General features: G+C 74.9%; 16 protein-coding genes. 9 read left to right on the forward strand and 7 right to left on the reverse strand.

Annotated elements, in window-relative coordinates; genetic code table 11:
- Positions 1-122 precede the first annotated feature (122 nt).
- The 3 genes from PKE99_RS11330 (at position 123) to PKE99_RS11340 (ending at position 3,246) form a co-directional block, all read left to right on the forward strand.
- A complete protein-coding gene (locus PKE99_RS11330) occupies positions 123-1,196 on the forward strand; it encodes an MEDS domain-containing protein (RefSeq protein ID WP_063739602.1) in 1,074 nt (357 codons plus the stop codon).
- On the forward strand, positions 1,193-2,140 hold the full coding sequence (locus PKE99_RS11335; protein ID WP_051736539.1) for an ATP-binding protein: 948 nt from the start codon (positions 1,193-1,195) through the stop codon (positions 2,138-2,140). Before PKE99_RS11330 ends, PKE99_RS11335 begins: the two co-directional genes overlap by 4 nt.
- A 290-nt stretch (positions 2,141-2,430) precedes the next feature.
- Entirely contained in the window at positions 2,431-3,246 is an 816-nt protein-coding gene (locus PKE99_RS11340; protein WP_051736540.1) for an AfsR/SARP family transcriptional regulator, read from the forward strand.
- Between the two features lie 70 nt (positions 3,247-3,316).
- On the opposite strand, the gene PKE99_RS11345 is transcribed toward PKE99_RS11340, so the two are convergent.
- The 3 genes from PKE99_RS11345 to fgd form a co-directional block, all read right to left on the reverse strand.
- A complete protein-coding gene (locus tag PKE99_RS11345) occupies positions 3,317-3,811 on the reverse strand; it encodes an ATP-binding protein (RefSeq protein ID WP_051736541.1) in 495 nt (164 codons plus the stop codon).
- A gap of 109 nt (positions 3,812-3,920) precedes the next feature.
- Positions 3,921-4,721, reverse strand: coding sequence for an enoyl-CoA hydratase/isomerase family protein (locus tag PKE99_RS11350; RefSeq protein ID WP_037038979.1), 801 nt, complete (start codon positions 4,719-4,721; stop codon positions 3,921-3,923).
- A gap of 109 nt (positions 4,722-4,830) precedes the next feature.
- Positions 4,831-5,835: a glucose-6-phosphate dehydrogenase (coenzyme-F420) gene (gene fgd, locus PKE99_RS11355; protein WP_037038981.1), complete on the reverse strand. Its 1,005-nt coding sequence runs from the start codon at positions 5,833-5,835 to the stop codon at positions 4,831-4,833.
- Positions 5,836-6,051: 216 nt separating this feature from the next.
- Here fgd and PKE99_RS11360 point away from each other — a divergent pair, with 216 nt between their 5' ends.
- Positions 6,052-7,875: an ABC transporter ATP-binding protein gene (locus PKE99_RS11360; RefSeq protein WP_037038983.1), complete on the forward strand. Its 1,824-nt coding sequence runs from the start codon at positions 6,052-6,054 to the stop codon at positions 7,873-7,875.
- A complete protein-coding gene (locus PKE99_RS11365; protein ID WP_037038985.1) occupies positions 7,872-9,701 on the forward strand; it encodes an ABC transporter ATP-binding protein in 1,830 nt (609 codons plus the stop codon). The genes PKE99_RS11360 and PKE99_RS11365 overlap by 4 nt, the downstream gene beginning before the upstream one ends.
- Before the next feature lie 114 nt (positions 9,702-9,815).
- Here PKE99_RS11365 and PKE99_RS11370 read toward each other — a convergent pair whose 3' ends face one another.
- Positions 9,816-11,009 (reverse strand): acyl-CoA dehydrogenase family protein, encoded by a 1,194-nt coding sequence (locus PKE99_RS11370; RefSeq protein ID WP_037038988.1) that lies wholly within the window; start codon positions 11,007-11,009, stop codon positions 9,816-9,818.
- 96 nt (positions 11,010-11,105) lie between these two features.
- On the opposite strand from PKE99_RS11370, the gene recQ reads away from it, so the two are divergent.
- From recQ to PKE99_RS11385, 3 genes are all read left to right on the forward strand, one after another.
- Positions 11,106-13,049 (forward strand): DNA helicase RecQ, encoded by a 1,944-nt coding sequence (recQ, locus tag PKE99_RS11375; RefSeq protein ID WP_197040388.1) that lies wholly within the window; start codon positions 11,106-11,108, stop codon positions 13,047-13,049.
- Between the two features lie 93 nt (positions 13,050-13,142).
- A complete protein-coding gene (locus PKE99_RS11380) occupies positions 13,143-14,105 on the forward strand; it encodes an NAD(P)H-dependent flavin oxidoreductase (RefSeq protein ID WP_051736542.1) in 963 nt (320 codons plus the stop codon).
- Between the two features lie 38 nt (positions 14,106-14,143).
- A complete protein-coding gene (locus tag PKE99_RS11385; RefSeq protein WP_081923632.1) occupies positions 14,144-15,736 on the forward strand; it encodes an AMP-binding protein in 1,593 nt (530 codons plus the stop codon).
- A gap of 3 nt (positions 15,737-15,739) precedes the next feature.
- Here PKE99_RS11385 and PKE99_RS11390 read toward each other — a convergent pair whose 3' ends face one another.
- Positions 15,740-16,732, reverse strand: coding sequence for a coiled-coil domain-containing protein (locus PKE99_RS11390; RefSeq protein ID WP_271214873.1), 993 nt, complete (start codon positions 16,730-16,732; stop codon positions 15,740-15,742).
- Positions 16,733-17,525: 793 nt separating this feature from the next.
- On the opposite strand from PKE99_RS11390, the gene PKE99_RS11395 reads away from it, so the two are divergent.
- A complete protein-coding gene (locus PKE99_RS11395; protein ID WP_271214874.1) occupies positions 17,526-18,557 on the forward strand; it encodes an NAD(P)H-dependent flavin oxidoreductase in 1,032 nt (343 codons plus the stop codon).
- Positions 18,558-18,602: 45 nt separating this feature from the next.
- Here PKE99_RS11395 and PKE99_RS11400 read toward each other — a convergent pair whose 3' ends face one another.
- Positions 18,603-18,899, reverse strand: coding sequence for a hypothetical protein (locus PKE99_RS11400; protein WP_156066946.1), 297 nt, complete (start codon positions 18,897-18,899; stop codon positions 18,603-18,605).
- Positions 18,900-19,036: 137 nt separating this feature from the next.
- Entirely contained in the window at positions 19,037-20,218 is a 1,182-nt protein-coding gene (locus tag PKE99_RS11405; protein WP_197040389.1) for a geranylgeranyl reductase family protein, read from the reverse strand.
- Positions 20,219-20,233: the final 15 nt, after the last annotated feature.

A 20,233-nucleotide genomic window follows, 5' to 3' on the forward strand; every position in this document is an offset into this window, starting at 1 on the left:
TCGGACCCACCGCTCGTCGCGGTGTCGTGTCGCTTCGGCGCGGGTACCCCCGGCCGTGTGACGGGTGACCCCCTGTGGCGCCCGTAGGGTGGTGATCTGGTCACGAGCAGCGAGCGAGAGACATGAGCGTGCGAGCGGCAGAGGATCTGGCGTCCGGCGACCACGCCTGCGCCGTTCCGGTCAGCGACGAGCAGCTCTGGGAGCTCACGGCCCGTTTCCTGTCCGGCGGCCTCCGCCGCAACGAGAAGGTCGTCTACTTCGACGACGGCACCTCCGAGCGGGTCCTCGACCGGCTGACCGAGGACCGGATGCCGGTCGCCGCCACGCTCCGGAGCGGCCAGCTGCAGGTCGTGCCCGCCGACGTCACCCGCGGCGCCTTCCGCTCCCCCGTCGCCGACGTGCGCGCCCTGCTGCACTCCTATGTCGACGGCTCCGTCGCCCAGGGCTGGTCCGGCTTCCGCATGACCGGGCAGATGAGCTACGGCGCCGACGCCCCCGCGGGCATCCCGATGACGGCCTACGACGCGGCGCTGGACGACGTCGTCCGCGAGCGGCGGCTCGCCGCGCTGTGCCTCTACGACCACGGGCACTACACGCAGGAACAGATCGAGCGGATGCGCGTGGCGCACCGCGAGGAGCTCACCGCCCCCGCCGCCTACGACGACGGCCTGCTGCGGATCACCCAGACCGGCGTCACCGCCGTGCGGCTCGCCGGCGAGGCCGACCACAGCAACCGCCCGGTGATCCACAAGCTGATCACCGACACGCTGGACCGGGCGCTGCGCTCGGCCGACGCGCCCACGGACATCGAGCTCAACCTGGCCTCGTTGCGGTTCATCGACGTCGCCGGCGCGGTCGCCCTGGTGCACGCGGCCGAGGAGTTCCCGAGCAGCCACCGGCTGGTGCTCGGCGACGTCCGCCCCGGCGTCCAGCGGGTGCTCGACCGGTGCGGGGCGCCGTTCGCCACCCAGCTGCTGGTCCGCGAGGCCCGCCGGCCCCCGGCCCGGCTGCCCGAGCCGGCGGACGGGCCGCACGGTCCGCGCGAGCGGCGGCTCGCCGGGGCGCCGCTCGAGGGGGCGGGGAACGGGTCACGGCCGGAGCAGGACGCGCCCGACGACACCGACGAGACCGACGCGTCCGACGCCGTCGACGAGGACCCCCGGCGCGAGCGCGCCACCGAGGGGGCGGCGGGATGAAGGTCGAGTCCCGCGTCCCCGCGCACACCCGGCTGCGGCACGCCGTGGAGTTCCACGACGGACCGGAGGACCAGCTCACGCGGGCCGTCGCGTTCGCCCGGGCCACCGTCCGTCGCGGCGAGCAGCTCGCCGTGGCCGTACCGCCCACCGTCGAGAAGGCGGTGTTCGACGCGGTCGGGCACGCCGGCGTCGTCGCGTTGACGGCGCCCTTCGGCGCGTCCGGCGGCTCGGGGCAGACCACGGCCGCGACCTGGGCGCGGGAGCTGCGCTCGCTCGTGCAGAGCGACCCCGGCGTCACCGTGCTGTGCGGGCACGACCCGGCGCACGACGGCGTCGACGGCGGGTACTGGACCGAGCTCGACGCCGCGCTCAACGTCTCGCTGGCCGACCTGCCGGTGGACCTCGTCTGCCTCTACCCGGCCTGGCCGCTGCACCTCGAGGTGCTCGAGGGCGCCCGGGCCAACCACCCGTACGTGCTCGACGACGGCGGGCTGCGGCACAACCCCGAGCACCGCTGTCCGTTGGAGGTGCTGCGCGGGCGGGAGCGCGCCGCGCCGCTGGTCCTGGGCCCGCCGGACCTCACCTACCGGTACAACTCCTGGCAGCTGCACGAGGTCCGCCGCATGGTCGCGCGGCTCGCCCCCGCCCTCGGCTTCGACCCGGTCCGGTCCGAGGACCTGGTGCTGGCCGTGAACGAGATCGCCACCAACGCCGTCGAGCACGGGGCACCGCAGGCGGAGATCCAGTTGTGGGCCACGGCGGGCGGCCTGGTCTGCGAGGTGCACGACACCGGCGACCTCGACGAACCGCTGCCCGGCCTGACCGCGCCGCACCCCGCGGAGCCGCGCGGGCGCGGGGTGTGGATCGCGCGGCAGCTGTGCGACCTGTTGCACGTGTGGCAGGACCGCAGGGGAACACACGTCCGGCTGCACGCGACCCCGTGATCGGCCCGCCGGGGGTCCCCCGGCCGTGTCCCGAGGGCTGCGTTAAGATCGCCCCGGACGTCACCACTACGGCTGTACCTGCGGTTTGTCAATTAGGTACGTGCAGATCGTAACTGTGACGAAACAGCCTCTTGGCAATCCGGGTCGTCGGGAGAACACTGTTCGGCGGCACGGAGCCCACCCACGAGGCGTGCCCACGGGTCATCAGTCGAGTACCACCACAAGTCGGGATAACCATGTCTGACGGTCACCGCCGATCCCTCACTGAGTGTCCGGGCCACCGCATCACGGTGCTCGGATCGTTCGGTCTCACCTCGGACGGCACCACCGTGCCGTTGAGTGTGGACTCCCGCCGCGTCGTCGCGTACCTGGCCGTGCACCGCCGGCCGCAGCCGCGCGCCGGCCTCGCCGCCGACCTCTGGCCGGGCGTGCCGGCCGAGGCCGCCCACCGCCTGCTCGCGGAGGCGCTGACCGGCATCGACGTACCGGGCCTGCTCGTGGGCGACCCGGCCGTCGAGGCCGACCCGGTCGCCCTGGCGGACGAGGTCGAGGTCGACCTGTCCGACGCGATGCTCCTGGTCCGCGCCTTCAACGGCGGCGGCCGCCTCACCGAGCGTCCCGCGGTCGACCTGCTGTCCGAGGACATCCTGCCCGCGTGGACCTCCCCGTGGATCGCCGTCGAGCGCGAACGCTTCCGCCAGCTCCGGCTCGCCGCGCTGGAGGAGGTCTCCCTCAAGCTGACCGCGGCCGGCCTCTTCGCCGACGCCGCGGAGATCGCGGAGATCGCCGTGGCCGCCGCCCCCAGCCGGGAGAGCGCGCGCCGGGCCCTGATCGAGGCCCTGCTGGCGAAGGGCGACGTCGTCGAGGCGGTCGCCCAGTACGACGCGTTCCAGGAGCTGCTGCGCACCAGCGTCGGACCGGAGAGCGCGGGCCTGGAGGGCCTGTTCCCGTTCGCCGGCGCGTGGCCGATGCGGCCCTCGATGGGCGGGTTCCGTCGCCCGGTGCAGCGCTCCGCCGTGGTCCTGCCGGGCCTGCGCGCCGCGCGCCCGGCCACGCCCGGTGCTCCGCGTCGCCTGGTCTCCGGCGGGTCGGTGCCCGGCCGCTGAGCCCGCTCGTCCCGCTTCTCCCGGAACCCCGGTCGCCCCGCGGCCGGGGTTCCGGCGTTTCCGGGCCCGGTCAGTCCGGGAGGGCCAGCTCGAGGCAGACCTCGGTGCCCCGGCCCGTCGCGACGACGTCGAGGTGCGCCGCCAGCGCCCGGATCATCGGCAGTCCGCGGCCGCGGTCGCGGACCGCGCCCGCCGTGGCCGGCCGCCAGCGCCCCTGGTCGGAGATCCGCGCGGCGACGACGCTCCCGGAGCGGCGCCGGCGCAGCTGCACGTCGACCTCCACCGGACCGGGCGGGCCGCCGCGGTAGGCGTGGTCGACGGCGTTGGCCGCGGCCTCCCCCACCGCGAGGAGCAGGTCGACGAGCACGTCGGCGGACAGGCCCGCGCGCCGGCCCCACCGGGACACGGCGGTCCGGATGCCGGAGAGCTCGTCGGCGACGGCCGTGCGGACGATGCGCAGCTCCTCCGGAACCGCTCGCACCGGCCGCCGGTCGGCCGCGCCCTGCGCGGTCGGTGCAGCGGTCGGTGCGGCCGGGACGCCGCGCTGCGGGCCGTGCACGTTCACGAGCGGAGTGCCCCCGGGGATCGACGGTGGCGCACCGGATTCGGTCGCCTCGCCTGGTATCCCCCGGGCGCGCGCGCGGCAAACAGGCTCGGTGCGTGACCCGCGCCGGTCAGCCGTGGAAGCGGGGCGCCCGCTTCTCGCCGAACGCGGTGAGCCCCTCGGCCCCCTCCGGCCCGGCGGCGCTGGCGGAGATCGACGCCGCCTCGGCGTCGAGGTGGGTCCGCAGGTCGTGGTCGAACGTCCCGGCGAGGAGCCGCTTGATCCGGCCGAGCGCCGCCGTGGGGCCCTGGGCCAGCCGGTACGCCGTCGCCTCGGCCTCGGCGGCCAGCTCGGTGTCGTCGGCCAGCACCGACGCGATGCCCAGCGACAGCATGTCCTCGGCGGTGAGCACCTGGTCGGACAGCAGGATGTGCCGGGCCCGTCCGAGGCCGACGATCCGCGGCAGCGTCCAGCTCATCCCGCCGTCGGGCGAGAAGCCGATCGCGGGGTAGGCGGGCCGGATCCGCGTGGAGGTCCCGACGACGACCACGTCCGTGGCCAGCACCAGGCTCATCCCCGCGCCCGCGGCCCAGCCCTGCACGCCGGCCACCGTCGGGACGGCGCACCGGACGTAGGCCTCGAGCATCTCGTGGAACAGGTCGGCGACCTCGCGCACGAACGCGCCGCGGTCCTCCGCGGCCGCGAAGGAGCGGACGTCCCCGCCCGCGCAGAAGTTGCCGCCGTCGTGCGCGAGCCGGACCGCGCCGATCCCCCGCTCGGCCGCCTCCTCGAGGGTGCCGAGCCCGCGCAGCGCCTCGGCGACCTCGGCCATCGCCGGGCCGTCGAGCGCGCCGGCCTTGCCCGCCGTCACCCGGCAGCGCAGCACGCGCCCGTCCTGCGCCACCACCGGGCTCCCGCTCGCACCGCTCATCCCACCGCTCCTCACCCGGGGCGCGTCCCCGTCGACCCCGGCAGACTAACGGTCAGCGCTGACCGGACGGAACGATCGCCTCGGGTGAGGCACCCGACACCGCGGCCGGTCAGGCCAGGGCACGCAGCTTCGGCACGACGTCCTCGGCGAACTGGGTGAGGAACCGCTCCTGGTCGTGGCCGGGGCCGTGGACGACGAGGTGGTTGAGCCCGGCGTCGAGGTACGGCTTGATCTGCGCGACGGCCTCGTCCGGGTCGCTCGCCACGATCCAGCGCTTGGCGACCTGCTCGATCGGCAGCTCGTCGGCCAGCCGCTCCATCTCCTCCGCCGAGTCCACCGTGTGCTTCTGCTCGGCGGTCAGCGACAGCGGCGCCCAGAAGCGGGTGTTCTCGAGCGCCGCGTCGGCGTCCCGGTCGTAGGAGAGCTTGATCTCGATCGTCCGGTCGATGTCCTCGAAGGACCGCGACTCCTTCTCCGCGCCCTCCTTGACCGCCGGGATCAGCTTCTCGGTGTAGAGGTCCATGCCCTTGCCCGAGGTGCAGATGAAGCCCTCGCCGGAGCGGCCCGCGTAGCGCGCCACCACCGGCCCGCCGGCGGCGATGTAGACCGGCACCGGCTTCTCCGGCCGGTCGTAGATCGACGCGTTGACGAGCGTGTAGTAGTCGCCCTCGAAGTCGACGTTCGTGTCGGTCCACAGCGCGCGCATCAGCCGCACCGCCTCGCGCAGCCGGGCGAAGCGCTCCTTGAACTCCGGCCACTCCATGCCCGACACCGCGATCTCGTTGAGCGCCTCGCCGGTGCCCGCGCCGAGGATGATCCGGTTGTCGTAGAGCAGCGCCATGGTGGCGAAGGTCTGCGCCATCACCGCGGGGTTGTAGCGGAACGTCGGCGTGGTCACGCTCGTGCCGATCTGCACCCGGCGGGTGCGCTCCCCCACCGCCGCCATCCACGTCAGGGCCGACGGCGCGTGCCCGCCCTCGTGCCGCCACGGCAGGAAGTGGTCCGACACCCACACGCTGTCCAGGCCCACCGCCTCGGCCCGCACCGCGTACTCCACCAGGTCACGGGGCCCGAACTGCTCCGCCGAGGCCTTGTAACCGATCTTCAGGTCCACGCTGGTCCTTCCGCTGGGGAAACCCCTCCTGCGCACAGGTCTACTACACCGGACCGCCGTCGACACCCGCGCCGCCCGGCCCGCCCTTGACCTCCACCGCGGTTCAGGTCGCACCGTCGGGTGGTGATCGACACAGGCACGCGCGGCTCAGCCCACGGCGAACCCGCCGCAACTCGGATGCGCCGGCGCCGGCGACTTCGTAGCGTGGTCGAAACCATGCCTGCCTCTCCCGACACCGTGCAGGCGCAGGACCCTCCCACGACCGAGCCGTCCGGGGCCGTGATCCGGCCCGCGGCGACCCTGGCCGCGCTGCGCCGCCTCGCCCCCTACGTCCGTCCGCACCGCGGCGCGCTGCTCGGCTCCGGCGCCGCGGCGCTCGCCGCCACCCTCGCCGCCCTGGTGATCCCCCTGGTCACCCGCCGGATCGTCGACGGGCCGATCGCCCGCGGCGACCTCTCCCCGCTTCCGTGGCTGATCGGCGGCGTCCTGGCGCTCGGCCTCGTCGAGGCCCTCCTGCTGCTGGTGCGCCGCCGGATCGTCGCGCGCCCGACCACCCGCATCGAGGCCGACATGCGTGCGGACCTCTACGCGCACCTGCAGCGGCTGCCGATCTCCTTCCACGACCGCTTGCCCTCCGGCCAGCTGCTGTCCCGCGCGGTGCAGGACCTCTCCACGATCCGCCGCTTCCTCGCCTTCGCCGGCGTGTTCCTCGTCGTCAACACGATCACCGCGCTGGTCGGCGTCGCGATCCTCGGCGCCCTGTCCTGGCTGCTCGGGGTCGCGGTGGTCGTCGTCGCGGTGCCGCTGGTCGTGCTGACACTGCGGCTCGAGCGCCGCTACTCGGTGGTCGCGCGCCTGGCCCAGGACCAGGACGGCGACCTCGCGACCGTCGTCGAGGAGTCCGCACTCGGCGTCCGGGTGCTGCGCGCGCTGGGCCGTGGCCGGCAGATCACCGACCGGTTCGTCACCGGCGCGCGCGGCCTGCGCCGCACCGAGCTGCGCAAGGTGCGGCTGCAGGCGGCGCTGTGGTGCGTGCTCGTGCTGCTGCCCGAGGCCGCGATCACGGTCATCCTCGCGATCAGTGCGTGGGGCGTGGCGACGGGCGCGCTCACCGTCGGCACCCTGGTCGCGGCCGTGACGATCATGACCTACCTGTACTGGCCGATCGCCTCGCTCGGGTGGCTGCTCACCGAGGCCGGGAACGCCGCCGCCGCGACCCGACGGTACTGGGAGGTCCGCGACGTCGCGCCGGCGATCGTCGACCCGCCGGACCCCGTCGCCCTCGGCGCCGTGCGCGGCCGCGTCGAGTTCCGCGGGGTCCGGTTCCGCCACGACGGCGCCGACGCCGACGTGCTGCGCGGGGTGGATCTCGTCGTCGAGCCGGGCGAGACGATGGCCCTGGTCGGCGCCACCGGCTCGGGCAAGACCGTGCTGACCTCGCTGGTCGGCCGGCTCGCCGACGTCACGGGCGGCGCGGTGCTGCTCGACGGCGTCGACGTCCGGCGGCTGCGGCTCGCCGACCTGCGCACCGCCGTCGCCACGGCCTTCGAGGACCCGGTGCTGATCTCCGCGAGCGTGCGGGAGAACGTGGCCCTCGGCCTGCCCGACGCGACCGACGCGGAGGTGTGGGAGGCCCTGCGGGTCGCCGGTGCGGCCGGGTTCGTCGAGGCGCTGCCGTGGGGCCTGGCCACGCGGATCGGCGAGCAGGGCCTGTCCCTGTCCGGCGGGCAGCGGCAGCGGCTCGCGCTGGCCCGCGCCGTGCTCGGCCGCCCGCCCGTCCTCGTGCTCGACGACCCCCTCTCGGCCCTCGACGTCCACACCGAGGCCGAGGTGGAGGCGGCCCTGCGCAGCGTGCTCGGCGGGGTGACGGCGCTGGTGGTGGCCCACCGGCCGTCGACGGTGCAGCTGGCCGACCGGGTCGCGCTGCTTCAGGGCGGCGGGGTCGCCGCCGTCGGCACGCACCGCGCGCTGCTGGCCACGAACGCGGCCTACCGGGACCTGCTCAGCAGCCCCGACGCCGACCGGGTGGGGGCGGCATGAGCGCCGGCACCACCGATCTCGGCTGGCGCGGGGTCGGGGACGACAGCGAGGAGGTCACCCGGGCGGCCGGGCTGCGGCTGGCCCGCAGCGCCCGCCTGCTCGTCGCCGACCTCCTGCGACCCCGCCGCGGGGCCGTCGCGCTCGCGCTGCTGATCCTGGTCGTCGAGAACGCCGTGATGCTGACCGGGCCGCTGCTCGTCGCGCTGGCCGTGGACACCGGCGTCCCCGCGGCGCTCGACGGACGTCCGGCGCCGCTGGCGTGGGCCGTCGCCGGGTACGCGGCGTGCGGGCTGGCGTCGGCGGGCCTGCGGGCGGCGTTCCTGCTGTTGTCCGGCCGGCTCGGCCAGGACGTGCTGCTGGAGCTGCGGCGGCGGGTGTTCCGGCACGCCCAGCGGCTCGCCCTGGAGTGGCACGAGTCGTACACCTCGGGCCGGCTGATCAGCCGCCTGACGAGCGACCTGGAGTCGATCGACGACCTCCTGCAGCAGGGGCTCGACGGCCTGCTGGGCGCCCTGCTCTCGCTGGCCGGGATCACCGTCCTGCTCCTGCTGATCGATCCGGTGCTCGCCGGCGTCGTGCTGGCCGGGTTCGTGCCGCTGGCCCTGCTCACCCGCTGGTTCCAGCGGCGCTCCCGGGCGAGCTACCGGCTCACCCGCACCTGGGTGGCGCGGGTGATCGTCCAGTTCGTCGAGTCCATGAACGGCATCCGCGCGGTGCAGGCCTACCGCCGCGAGGCGCGCAACGAGTCGATCATGGAGCAGCTCAACGACCGGTACCGCGACGCCAACGCCGACGCCCTGCTCACGCTGTCCTGGTTCGTGGCCTGCGTGCGGGCCGTCGGCAACCTGACGCTCGCGCTGGTGCTGCTGCTCGGCGCGCTGCGGGTCACCTCCGGGGCACTCGAGCTGGGCGCGCTCACCGCGTTCCTGCTCTACCTGCGGCGCTTCTACGACCCGCTCGACCAGCTCGCCCAGTTCATGAACGCCTACCAGTCGGCCGCCGCGGCGCTGGAGAAGCTGGCCTCGGTGCTGGAGACGCCGATCGGGGTGCCCGAGCCGGCGCACCCGCGTGCGCTGCCGGCGTCGGTGCGCGGCGAGCTGACCTTCGACCGGGTCACCTTCGCCTACCCGCGGGCGCCCGAGCGGCTCGTGCTGCCCGAGTTCTCGCTGACCGTACCGGCCGGGCAGACGATCGCGCTGGTCGGCGAGACGGGGGCGGGCAAGACCACGCTCGCCAAGCTGGCCGCCCGGTTCCACGACCCGGCCACCGGTTCGGTGCTGCTCGACGGCGTGGACCTGCGCGAGCTCGCCGACGCGGACCTGCGCCGTGCGCTGGTCATGGTCACGCAGGAGCCGTTCCTGTTCTCGGGTTCGTTGGCGGACAACGTCGCCATGGGCCGGCCCGGAGCGTCGCCCGCGGAGATCGCCGCGGCCGTCGACGCCGTCGGGGCGGACTTCGTGCACGCGCTGCCGGAGGGGCTCGACACGGACGTCCGCAAGCGCGGCGGGCGGCTCTCGGCCGGGCAGCGGCAGCTGGTATCGCTGGCCCGGGTCGTGCTGGCCGATCCCGAGGTGGTGCTGCTCGACGAGGCGACGTCGAGCCTGGACATCCCCTCGGAGCGGGCGGTGCAGGCCGCGCTGGAGACGGTGCTGGCGGACCGGACGGCGCTGATCATCGCCCACCGCCTGTCCACGGTCGCGATCGCCGACCGGGTGCTGGTGATGGGCGGCGGCCGGATCGTGCAGGACGGCACCCCCGCCGAGCTCCTGGCCTCCGGCGGCGACTTCGCCGACCTCCACGCCGCCTGGCAGGACTCCCTGCGCTGACGCGCATTATGGAACCATAATACACACTTTCGCGGCGAGAATTTGCATTATGGTTCCATAACGCGCTCAGTATCGCTCGAAAATCGCATTATGGTTCCATAGTGCAATCGGGGGTCAGCGGACGAAGGCGGAGTGGCCGGTGATCGCCCGGCCGACGACGAGGGTGTTGATCTCGCGGGTGCCCTCGAAGGAGTAGAGGGCCTCGGCGTCGGCGAAGAACTTCGCCACGCCGTAGTCGAGCACCACGCCGTTGCCGCCGACGACCTGCCGCGCCAGCGCCACGGTCTCGCGCATCGCGGTGGTCGTGTACTCCTTGGCCAGGGCGGCGTGCTCGTCGCGCGCCTCGCCGGCGTCCTGCATCTCGGCCAGCCGGACGCACATGCCGAGGGAGGCGGTGATGTTGCCCAGCATGCGCACCAGCAGGTCCTGGACCAGCTGGAACCCGCCGATCGGCCGACCGAACTGCTCGCGCTCCTTGCTGTAGGCGAGCGCGGCCTCGTAGGCGCCGATCATCGTGCCGGTGGCGCCCCACGCCACGCCGCCACGCGTCCGGCGGAGCACGCCGTTGGTGTCCTTGAAGGAGTTCGCCCGCTGCAGCCGGTCCTCCTCGAGGACGCGGCAGTCGGTGAGCACGATGTCGGCGTTCTGCACGGTGCGCAGCGCGATCTTGTTCTCGATCTTCGTGGCCGTCATGCCCGGGTTGTCCTCGTGCACGACGAAGCCCTTCACCGCGTCGTCGGCCTCGTCGCGGGCCCAGATCACCACGAGATCGGCGAAGGTGGCGTTGCCGATCCAGCGCTTCTCCCCGTTCAGGACCCACGTGTCGCCCTCGCGGCGGGCGGTGGTCTCCAGGCCCTGCGCGACGTCGGACCCGCCGTGCGGCTCGGTGAGGCCGAAGGCACCGATCTGCTCCATGCGCGCCATGGCCGGCAGCCAGCGCTCGCGCTGTTCGTCGGAGCCGCAGAGGTCGATGCTGCCCATCGCGAGCCCGTTGTGGATGCCGAAGAAGCTGTTCAGCGAGGCGTCGGTGTGGGCGAGCTCCAGCGAGACGAACCCGATCAGCAGCCGGCGCGCGGCCGGGCCCGCGAGCCCGTCGTAGGGCAGCGCGGCGATGTCGAGCTCCGCGAACTTCGGCACGATCTCGTGCGGGAACTCGGCGCGGCTCCACGCCTCCTGCGCGATCGGGGCGATCTCGGTCCTGCAGAACTCCCGGACGCGTCCGACGATCTTCTGCTCCTCGTCGGTGAGCAGGGAGCCGTAACCGAAGAAGTCGCCGGTGAGGAGGTCGGCGTCGCGCAGGTCGCTCATGGGGCGACTCTTGCACGACGCACGGGCCTCCGCTCGTCGTCAGGAGGGTTCACGTGCCGGTCCCGGACCGTCGGTGCCGGCCTTTACGATCGCGCCGTGACCGCTCCCCCCGCCCCCGCGCTCGAGGTGCTCCACCGGGTCTTCGGCTACGAGGCGTTCCGGGGGCCGCAGCAGGAGGTCGTGGAGCACGTGTGCGCGGGTGGGGACGCGCTGGTCCTCATGCCCACCGGTGGCGGCAAGTCGCTCTGCTACCAGGTGCCGGCGCTGGTTCGGCCCGGCACCGGCGTGGTGATCTCGCCGCTCATCGCGCTCATGCAGGACCAGGTCGACGCCCTGCGCACGCTCGGGGTGAAGGCCGGGTTCCTCAACTCCACGCAGGGGCCGGAGGAGCGCCGCGACACGGAGCGGGCGCTGCTCGGGGGCGAGCTGGACCTGCTCTACCTCGCGCCCGAACGGCTGCGCGTCGGATCGACCGTCGATCTGCTGGACCGGCTCGAGGCCCGCGGCGGGATCGCACTGTTCGCGATCGACGAGGCGCACTGCGTGGCGCAGTGGGGCCACGACTTCCGGCCGGACTACCTCATGCTCTCCGAGCTGCACCGGCGCTGGCCGGCCGTGCCGCGCATCGCGCTCACGGCGACGGCCACCGAGCACACCCGCGCGGAGATCGCCGAGCGGCTCGACCTCACCGGGGCCAAGCAGGTCGTCGCGAGCTTCGACCGGCCCAACATCCAGTACCGGATCGCGCCGAAGGCCGAGCCGCGCCGGCAGCTGCTCGACCTCATCCGCACCGAGCACCCCGGCGACTCCGGCATCGTCTACTGCCTGTCGCGCAAGTCCGTGGAGCAGACCGCGGAGTTCCTCCAGGGCCAGGGCGTGCCGGCCCTCCCCTACCACGCGGGGCTCGACGCCGGGGTCCGCCGCGAGCACCAGGCCCGCTTCCTCCGCGAGGAGGGCCTGGTCATGTGCGCGACCATCGCGTTCGGGATGGGCATCGACAAGCCCGACGTCCGGTTCGTCGCCCACCTCGACCTGCCCAAGTCCGTCGAGGGCTACTACCAGGAGACCGGCCGCGCGGGCCGGGACGGGCTGCCGTCGACGGCGTGGCTGGCCTACGGGCTGGCCGACGTCGTGCAGCAGCGCAAGATGATCGACGACTCGGAGGGCGACCAGGCGCACAAGCGGAGGCTCGGCCAGCACCTCGACGCGATGCTCGCGCTGTGCGAGACCGTCGAGTGCCGGCGGGTGCAGCTGCTCGCGTACTTCTCCGAGAAGACCGAGCCGTGCGGCAACTGCGACACCTGCCTCGCCCCGGCCGAGTCCTGGGACGGCACCGTCCCGGCCCAGAAGCTGCTGTCCACGGTGTGGCGGCTCAGGCGCGAGCGGAACCAGAGCTTCGGCGCCGGGCAGGTCGTCGACATCCTCGTCGGCAAGCGCACGGCGAAGGTCGAGCAGTCCCGGCACGACCAGCTCTCCACCTTCGGCATCGGCACCGAGCTGTCCGAGCAGGAGTGGCGCGGCGTCGTCCGGCAGCTGCTGGCGCGTGGGCTCCTCGAGGTCGGCGGGGCCTACAACACGCTGCAGCTCACGGACGGCAGCTCCGCCGTGCTCAAGGGCGAGCGCCAGGTGATGCTGCGCAAGGACCCCGAGCACACGCGGACCCGCCGCTCCTCCCGCTCCACGGCCCCCGCGGCGGACCTGCCGGCCGACGCGGCCCCGGTGTTCGAGCGGCTCCGGGCCTGGCGGGCCGCGACCGCCAAGGAGCAGGGCGTCCCCGCCTACGTGATCTTCCACGACGCCACGCTGCGCGCGATCGCCACGCTCGCCCCGAGCTCCCCCGCCGCCCTCGGCACGGTCAGCGGGGTCGGGGAGAACAAGCTCGCGAAGTACGGAGCGGGGGTGCTGGCGGCCGTCGCAGGGAACGGCGGGGCCGCCGCCGGCACCGCGGCGGAGGCACCCCCGCCGGCGGCGGACGAGGACTGGCCGGTCGAGGAACCCCCGGAACCCGACCACCCCGACGAGGACCCCTGGGGCGCCTGAGCCGAGCCGCCTGTCACCCCGTCGGCCCATCGGTCGGGCGCGCCGAACGTCGATAATCGCGGGCGGACCCGTCGTCGAGGCCCGGGAGGACATGTGCCGGAACGGACCGGCCTGCCCCTGCGGATCACGGAGCGGCTGCGCCTGCCGGTGATCGCCGCGCCGATGCTGCGGGTCTCCGGCCCGGACCTGGTGGTGGCGGCGTGCGAGGCGGGCGTCGTGGGTGGGTTCCCCACCGCCAACGCACGCAGCGCGGAGGAGCTCGACCGCTGGCTCGCCGACATCGGTGCCCGGACGGGCCCCGCCGCCGCGCCCTGTGCGCCGAACCTGATCATGCGCTCGCCGCGGCTCACCGACGACCTCGCGGTCCTCGTGCGGCACCGGGTGGAGCTGGTGATCGCCAGCGTCGGGTCGCCGGCGCCGGTCCTCGGACCGCTGCACGACGCGGGCACTCTCGTCCTGGCCGACGTCGCGACGCTGCGGCACGCCGAGCGGGCCGTCGCGGCCGGGGCGGACGGGCTGGTCCTGCTCACCGCGGGTGCGGGCGGGCAGACCGGCTGGATGAACCCGTTCGCGTTCGTGCGCGCCGTACGCAGCTTCTTCGGCGGGCCGGTGGTGCTCGCCGGCGGGATCGGCGACGGCACCGCACTCGCCGCCGCCCGCACGCTCGGCGCCGACCTCGGCTACCTGGGCACCGCCTTCCTCGCCACGCGGGAGAGCATGGCGGCCCCGGAGTACAAGCGGATGTGCGTCGACAGCACGCTCGACGACGTCGTCCTGACCAGGGCGTTCACCGGCCTGCCCAGCAGCATGCTCGCCCCCGCCATCCGCGCCGCCGGCCTCGACCCGGCCGCCCTCGACGAGACCGTCACCCCGGCCGACGCCGACGCGCTCTACGGCCACGGCGGCCTCGGCCCGCGCCGGTGGACCGAGGTCTGGAGCGCCGGCCACTCCGTCTCCGGGGTCCGCGAGATCCCGACGGCCGCCGAGCTCGTCGACCGCCTGGCGCGCGAGTACGAGGCCGCCGCCGATCCGGACCGCGCCGTCACCCCGTCCTGAACCGGCCCGACGTCCGTCGCCGCACCGAGGGAGCACGCATGACCACGGACACCCGCAGCACCGCCGCACACACCGGCTCCGCGCCGGCACCGCTCTGGGCGGAGACGACCGTCGGGACGCTGGTGCTCCGCGCGCTGCGCCGGTACCCGGACCGCACCGCCTTCGCCACCGACACCGGAACGCTCACCTACGCCGCCGTGACGGAGCTCGTCGGGCGGATCCAACGGGTACTGGCCGACCGCGGCCTCCGGCGGGGCGACCGGATCGGGCTGCTCGCCGGCAACAGTCCGGAGGCCTGGTGCGCGGGGATCGCGGTGCAGGCGTCGGGCATGGCGACGTCATGGCTGCACCCGCTCGGTTCGGTGGAGGACCAGCTCTACCAGCTCGCCGACCTCGACGCCGCCGCCTGCCTCGTCGACGCCCAGCGGCACGCCGGCCGCGGGGCCGAGCTCGCCGCCCGCTCCGGCGACGTCCCGGTGCTCGGCCTCGGCCCGTCGGAGTTCGGACCCGACCTGCTCGCGGAGACCGCAGCGGTGGGTGCGGCGACCGCCCACGACGTCGCCCACGTCGACGACATCGCGCTGGTCAACTACACCGGCGGCACCACCGGCCGGCCGAAGGGCGTGATGCGCCGGCACCCCGCCGTCAGCCACATCATGTCGATCGGCACGCTCACCGACTTCGAGATCCCGTTCGACGCCCGCTACCTCGCCGTCGCGCCGATCACGCACGTCGCGGGCACCAAGGTCGTGCCGGTCCTGCAGCGCGGCGGGACCGTGCACCTGCAGGACGGCTTCGATCCCGGCCGCTTCCTGGCGACCGTCGAGCGGGAGCGGATCACGATGACCCTCGCCGTGCCGACGATGATCTACGCGCTGCTCGACCATCCCGCCCTCGACCGCACCGACCTGAGCTCGCTGGAGCTGCTGCTCTACGGTGCCTCCCCCATGTCGCCGACCCGGCTGGCGGAGGGGCTGGAGCGGATCGGCCCGGTGTTCTCCCAGCTCTACGGCCAGACCGAGTGCTACCCGATCAGCGTGCTGCGCCGGGCCGAGCACGCCGACCCGACGCTCGAGGGCTCGTGCGGCGTCCCGATCAGCACCGTCGACGTCGCCCTCCTCGACCCGGAGGGCAACCCGGTCGAGCCCGGCGAACCCGGCGAGATCTGCGTCCGCGGTCCCGGAACCATGGAGGAGTACTGGCGCAAGCCGGACCTGACCGCGCAGGCCTTCGCGTACGGCTGGCTGCACACCGGCGACGTCGCCCGGCGCGACGACCGCGGCTACCTCACGATCGTCGACCGCACCAAGGACATGATCATCAGTGGTGGCTTCAACGTCTTCCCCCGTGAGGTGGAGGACGCGCTGACCAGCCACGACGCCGTCGCGATGGCCGCGGTGTTCGGGCTCCCCGACGAGAAGTGGGGCGAGGCGGTGACCGCCGCGGTCGTGCTGCGGCCCGGCGCGACGGCGACCGCGGAGGAGCTCACCGCGCACGTGCGGGCGCTCAAGGGCGCGGTGCAGACGCCGAAGTCGGTCCACCTGGTCGACGCCCTGCCGACCACGGCCGTCGGCAAGATCGACAAGAAGGCGCTGCGGGCGGGCCTGCGGACCGGCGGGCTCGAGCGGTAGCCCTCACCCCTCCCCCGGGTCGGCCGCCGCACGCAGCCGCTCCAGCTCGTGCTCGGCCGCCCCGAGCCGCCGGTGCAGGTCGGCCGCCTCCCGCGCGTGCTCGGCGGCGCGCCGGTCGATCGCGGCCGCGTGCTCCTCCCGCAGCCGGTCCTGCTCCGTGCGGTGCCGGGCGGCCGTCCGGTCCCGTTCCTCGGCGGCGGCGGCCCGGACGGCGTCCAGCCGGGAGGCGTGCTCCTCCCGGAGGCCGGCCAGCGCGGTGTCCAGCTCGTCGCGATGGGTGACGGCCGCCTCGCGTGCCCGCTGCCGCTCCGCGTCGAGCTCCGTCCGGCGGGCGGCCAGCTCCGTCCGGTGGGCCTCGGCGGCCTCGCGGGCCCGGCGTCGTTCGGTGTCGAGCTCGGTGTCCCGGGCGGTCAGGGTGGCGCGCAGCGCGGCGAGCTCGTCGCGCAGCTGTGCGGTCTGTGCGGCGGCGGCCTCGGCGAGGTCCTCGGCGCGCACGGCCCGGTCCTCGAGCGCGACGGACCGGCCCTCGGCCCGCAGCTGCTCGCGCTCCGCGGCGGCCGCGGCCTGCTTCGCCCGCGTGCGCGCCCGCTCGGCCTCCGTCCGCAGCTCGACCGCCTCCGCGGCCCGGGCGCCGGCCTCGGCCGCCATCGACTCGGCCCGCACCGCGCGCTCCTCCGCCGCCAGCCGCGCACCGTGGTCCTCCGCCGACCGCGCCAGGGCCGCGTCCCGCGCGGCCAGTGCCTCGCGCACCTCGTCGTCGAGCTGGGTACGCAGCACGGCCACGCCGTCGAGCACCGCGGCCAGCGGGCCGGCCGCCGCGGCGAGCCGAGCCCCGAGGTCGTCGACGGCGGTGACCGCGCCCGCGGTGTCCCCCTCCTCCCGCAGCGACTCGACGGCCACGAACGCCGCCTCGGCGTCCTTGCAGCTCAGCCCCTTCGTCCCCCAGCTCCGCCCGTCCTGGCAGTAGCGCGGCCGGTTGCCCCTGCCCACAAGCACGGGCAGCGGCTCCCGGCAGCGCCGGAAGGCGCACCGGCGGGGTTCCGCCACCGCTCCCGAGTCGGTTTCCGCAGGTCGCATCGCCGTCGCCGCATCTTCCACCGTGCATCTCCCAGAATTACGCAACTCGTATTCGATACTCAGACTTACATCTCTGTAGTTCGAAGAGTACTGGACCCGGGAGAACACCTCTTCTCCTGGGTCAGAAGGCCGCCCGGGGGCGAGGAGGTGCCAGAAAAGTGGAAGGTGCCGCGCGACAGGAACGAGCGACTCAAGGCGCGCACGTCCGACCGTGCCGGCCACCCGTCGCCGGGGCCGGCGGAGCCCGCTCCACATCGGCCGGCTCGAGGGCGCAGCTCACGCGATCGCGCCGCGGAGCATTCCTGTCACGGCACACCGGCCGCGCGTGGCACACCCGGTCAACTGGGGTGTGCCGTCGACCCCTCCGGTGTGCGACCGCACGGGCGCAGGTGTGCCGCGCCCCTTCCGAGTGTGCGGACCCCCGACGGCTCGACTGCCGGCCGGGCGTGGTGGCGGCGCGACCGCCCGATCCTCGTGGATTGACCGCGCCGTTGCGGTCCTGGGAGCGGCCGCGCCGCTGCGGGTTCCGAAAGTGGGTTGAGGACCCGCACCCTCGCTGTTCCCAGCCTCGCCCCGCCGCCGAACGCCGTGTACAGGTTCGGCTGCGGTGTGCCCAGGTTCGGGTAAGCGCGCACCTCCCCCTCGCTCGGCCTTGGGGATCACCTCCGCGTGAACCGCGGCGTGTGGTCGGATGACGGGCATGCAGCGACGCGTGACGGAGTTCTGCGAACGGTTCGGCCTGCGGCTGCCGATCCTCGAGGCGCCGATGGCCGGGGCCTGCCCGCCGGAGCTGGCGATCGCGGTGGCCGAGGCGGGCGGGATGGGCGCCGACGGGGTCGTCCTCGACCCGCCCGAGCAGATCACGGCGTGGGTGGAGCGATTCCGCGCGGGCTCGGCCGGAGCCCTCCAGCTCAACATCTGGATCCCCGACCCGCCGGTCGACGCCCCCGACCGCCTGCGCGCCGCCGAGGACTACCTCGCGGGCTTCGGCGCGCCGGGCGAACCGGGTCCGGCGGGCCCGGTGTTCGCCGAGCAGTGCGAGGCCATGCTCGACGCCGCGCCGACCGTGATCTCCTCGATCATGGGACTCTTCGAGCCCGACTACGTCGAGCGGATGCACGCCCGCGGCATCGCCTGGTTCGCCTGCGCGACCACCCTGGAGGACGCGCTCGCCGCCCAGGAGGCCGGCGCCGACGCGATCGTCGCGCAGGGCATGGAGGCGGGCGGCCACCGCGGGACGTTCGATCCGGCCGCGGCCGAGCACACGAACGTCGGGCTCTTCGCCCTGCTCCCCCACCTCGCCGACCGGCTGCGAGTGCCCGTCGTCGCCGCCGGCGGGATCGCCGACGGCCGGGGCGTGGCCGCGGCGCTGGCGCTGGGCGCCAGCGCCGTCCAGGTGGGCACGGCGCTCCTGCGGTCGCCCGAGGCCGGCATCGACGAGACCTGGGCGTCGGCCCTGGCGGAGCTGCCACCGGAGCGGACCGTGCCCACCCGCGCCTACTCCGGGCGGCTCGGCCGGGCCGTGCCGACGGAGTTCGTCACCGGCTGGGCCCGGCCGGAGGCACCCGCGCCCGCGCCCTACCCCCACCAGCGCCGGCTCGTGGGTCAGTGGCGGCGCGGGGGCGCGACGGGCGTGGACCGGGTCAACCAGTGGGCCGGCCAGGGTGCGGCGCTGGCGCGGCAGGCCCCGGCCGGGACGATCGTGCAGGAGATGTGGGAGACCGCCCGCGCACTTCTCGCCTAGTAGTACGGCGGCCGCGATCCGCGGCGACCCCGACCCGAGGGCGGCTCAGCCGGCCGACTCCCGGTCCTCGTGATCATGGTGGTGGTGACCGTGCGGCAGGCGCTCGGCGACGCGCCGGATCCTGCGCAGCAGCGGGATGCTCGGGTAGCGGTCGTGCTCGACCTTCTCCCGGAGCACCTCCAGGTACTCCGGGATCATGCGGCGCGGGATCCACCGCTCGATGAGGTCGAGCAGGGTGTAGCTGGGGTAGCGGCTCTCGCGGACCCTGTCGAGGAGCAGCTCGACCAGCCACTCGCGGATGTCGTCGCGGGTCAGGTCGTCATCGATCTCGTCGCGGGTCATGTCGGGATCGACCTCCGCCGCCGTCGGGCCGTGAACCGCCTCCAGGGTCGGTCGGCCGGGGTGCCGGTGGTTAGGGACGAAGGGCCCGCCCGGCCGGGCCTCGCCCACGGGAACGGCTCGTCCGCCCCGGCCCAGCGTCAGGGTGCCGCCGGGGCGAGGAGGGGCCCTGCGGGCAGGCCCGCGCGACGACCGGTCCCCGGCCGCACGAACAGCGCACCGATCGTGGCCAGGGTGCGGGCGTGCGCGGCGCCCCGCCCCAGCCCGACCTCGACGACGTCGTCGAACACCGCCCGGTCCCGCGCCGCGGCGAGCACCGCGGCGTGCACGAACCGGGGGCTCCTCATCAGGCGGGCCAGGGCCGCGGTGTGCCGGTGGTGGCGGCCGAAGCAGCGGCGCAGGCTCGCCCGGTGGACCGCGCCCGCCGCCGCCCCGCAGAGCGCGGCCTGGCCGGCGAGCACCCCCGAGGCCACGGCGTCGAAGATGCCCTCGCCGGTGAGCGGGTTGACCAGCGAGGCGGCGTCGCCCGCGAGGAGCACCCGCCCGTCCGGCTGGACGCGGCCGCCGGTGGACAGGGGCAGGCGGTGGCCCCGGACGGTCGACGGGTCGGGCTCCTGGCCCGGCAGCTGCGCGTCGAGCCCGGCGAGGAGCTCGTCGCGGCTGGTCGGCGCGGTGCCGTCGAAGACCCCGTACCCGACGTTGGCGCCGCCGTCGGCGAGCGGGAAGGACCAGGCGTACGCGGGTCGGCGGCCCTCGGCGAAGGCGATGTGCAGCGCTCCCGGGGTCGCGGGGGCCTGCGGGCTGTAGCCGCGCACCGCCACGGCCATCCCTCGCGGCCGGGGCGGGATGCCGAGGCCACGGCGGACGACGGAGTTGGCGCCGTCGGTACCGATCACCGTGCGCGCGGCCGTGTCGCCGTCGAGCACCACGTGGTCGGCGTGAGCCTCGACGCGACGGACGCGCTGGCGCCGCAACCGGGCCCCGCGCGTGACACAGGCCGTCACGAGCGCGTCGTCCAGCACGGCGCGGGGCACGACCCGGTTGGGACGGGCGCAGTCCCGGTCGACCACGGCCCCGCGCGGCGAGCGGACGCACAGCCGCGGCACGGCCCCGCCGAGGGTGGCCGACTCGGGCAGGCCCAGGGCGGCGAGGAGGTCGAAGACCCCCGCCGCGATCCCGTCGCCGCAGGTCTTGTCCCGGGGGAACCGGGCGGCGTCGAGCAGCAGCACCCGGGCGTCGGGCCGGAGCTGGAGCACCCTCAGGGCGGCCGCACTCCCGGCCGGTCCCGCCCCGACCACGGCGACGTCGTACATCCCGGTCATCGCGACCCTCCCCGC

Source organism: Pseudonocardia halophobica (assembly GCF_027922425.1).
Classification (GTDB): Bacteria; Actinomycetota; Actinomycetes; order Mycobacteriales; family Pseudonocardiaceae; genus Pseudonocardia; species Pseudonocardia halophobica.

Excerpts from the sequence above, each read along its gene's own strand:
- PKE99_RS11330 (WP_063739602.1), top strand. The coding sequence starts at position 123 with ATGAGCGTGCGAGCGGCAGAGGATCTGGCGTCCGGCGACCACGCCTGC.
- PKE99_RS11335 (WP_051736539.1), top strand. The coding sequence starts at position 1,193 with ATGAAGGTCGAGTCCCGCGTCCCCGCGCACACCCGGCTGCGGCACGCC.
- PKE99_RS11350 (WP_037038979.1), bottom strand. The coding sequence starts at position 4,721 with ATGAGCGGTGCGAGCGGGAGCCCGGTGGTGGCGCAGGACGGGCGCGTG.
- PKE99_RS11360 (WP_037038983.1), top strand. The coding sequence starts at position 6,052 with ATGCCTGCCTCTCCCGACACCGTGCAGGCGCAGGACCCTCCCACGACC.
- PKE99_RS11365 (WP_037038985.1), top strand. The coding sequence starts at position 7,872 with ATGAGCGCCGGCACCACCGATCTCGGCTGGCGCGGGGTCGGGGACGAC.
- PKE99_RS11370 (WP_037038988.1), bottom strand. The coding sequence starts at position 11,009 with ATGAGCGACCTGCGCGACGCCGACCTCCTCACCGGCGACTTCTTCGGT.
- PKE99_RS11385 (WP_081923632.1), top strand. The coding sequence starts at position 14,144 with ATGACCACGGACACCCGCAGCACCGCCGCACACACCGGCTCCGCGCCG.
- PKE99_RS11400 (WP_156066946.1), bottom strand. The coding sequence starts at position 18,899 with ATGACCCGCGACGAGATCGATGACGACCTGACCCGCGACGACATCCGC.
- PKE99_RS11405 (WP_197040389.1), bottom strand. The coding sequence starts at position 20,218 with ATGACCGGGATGTACGACGTCGCCGTGGTCGGGGCGGGACCGGCCGGG.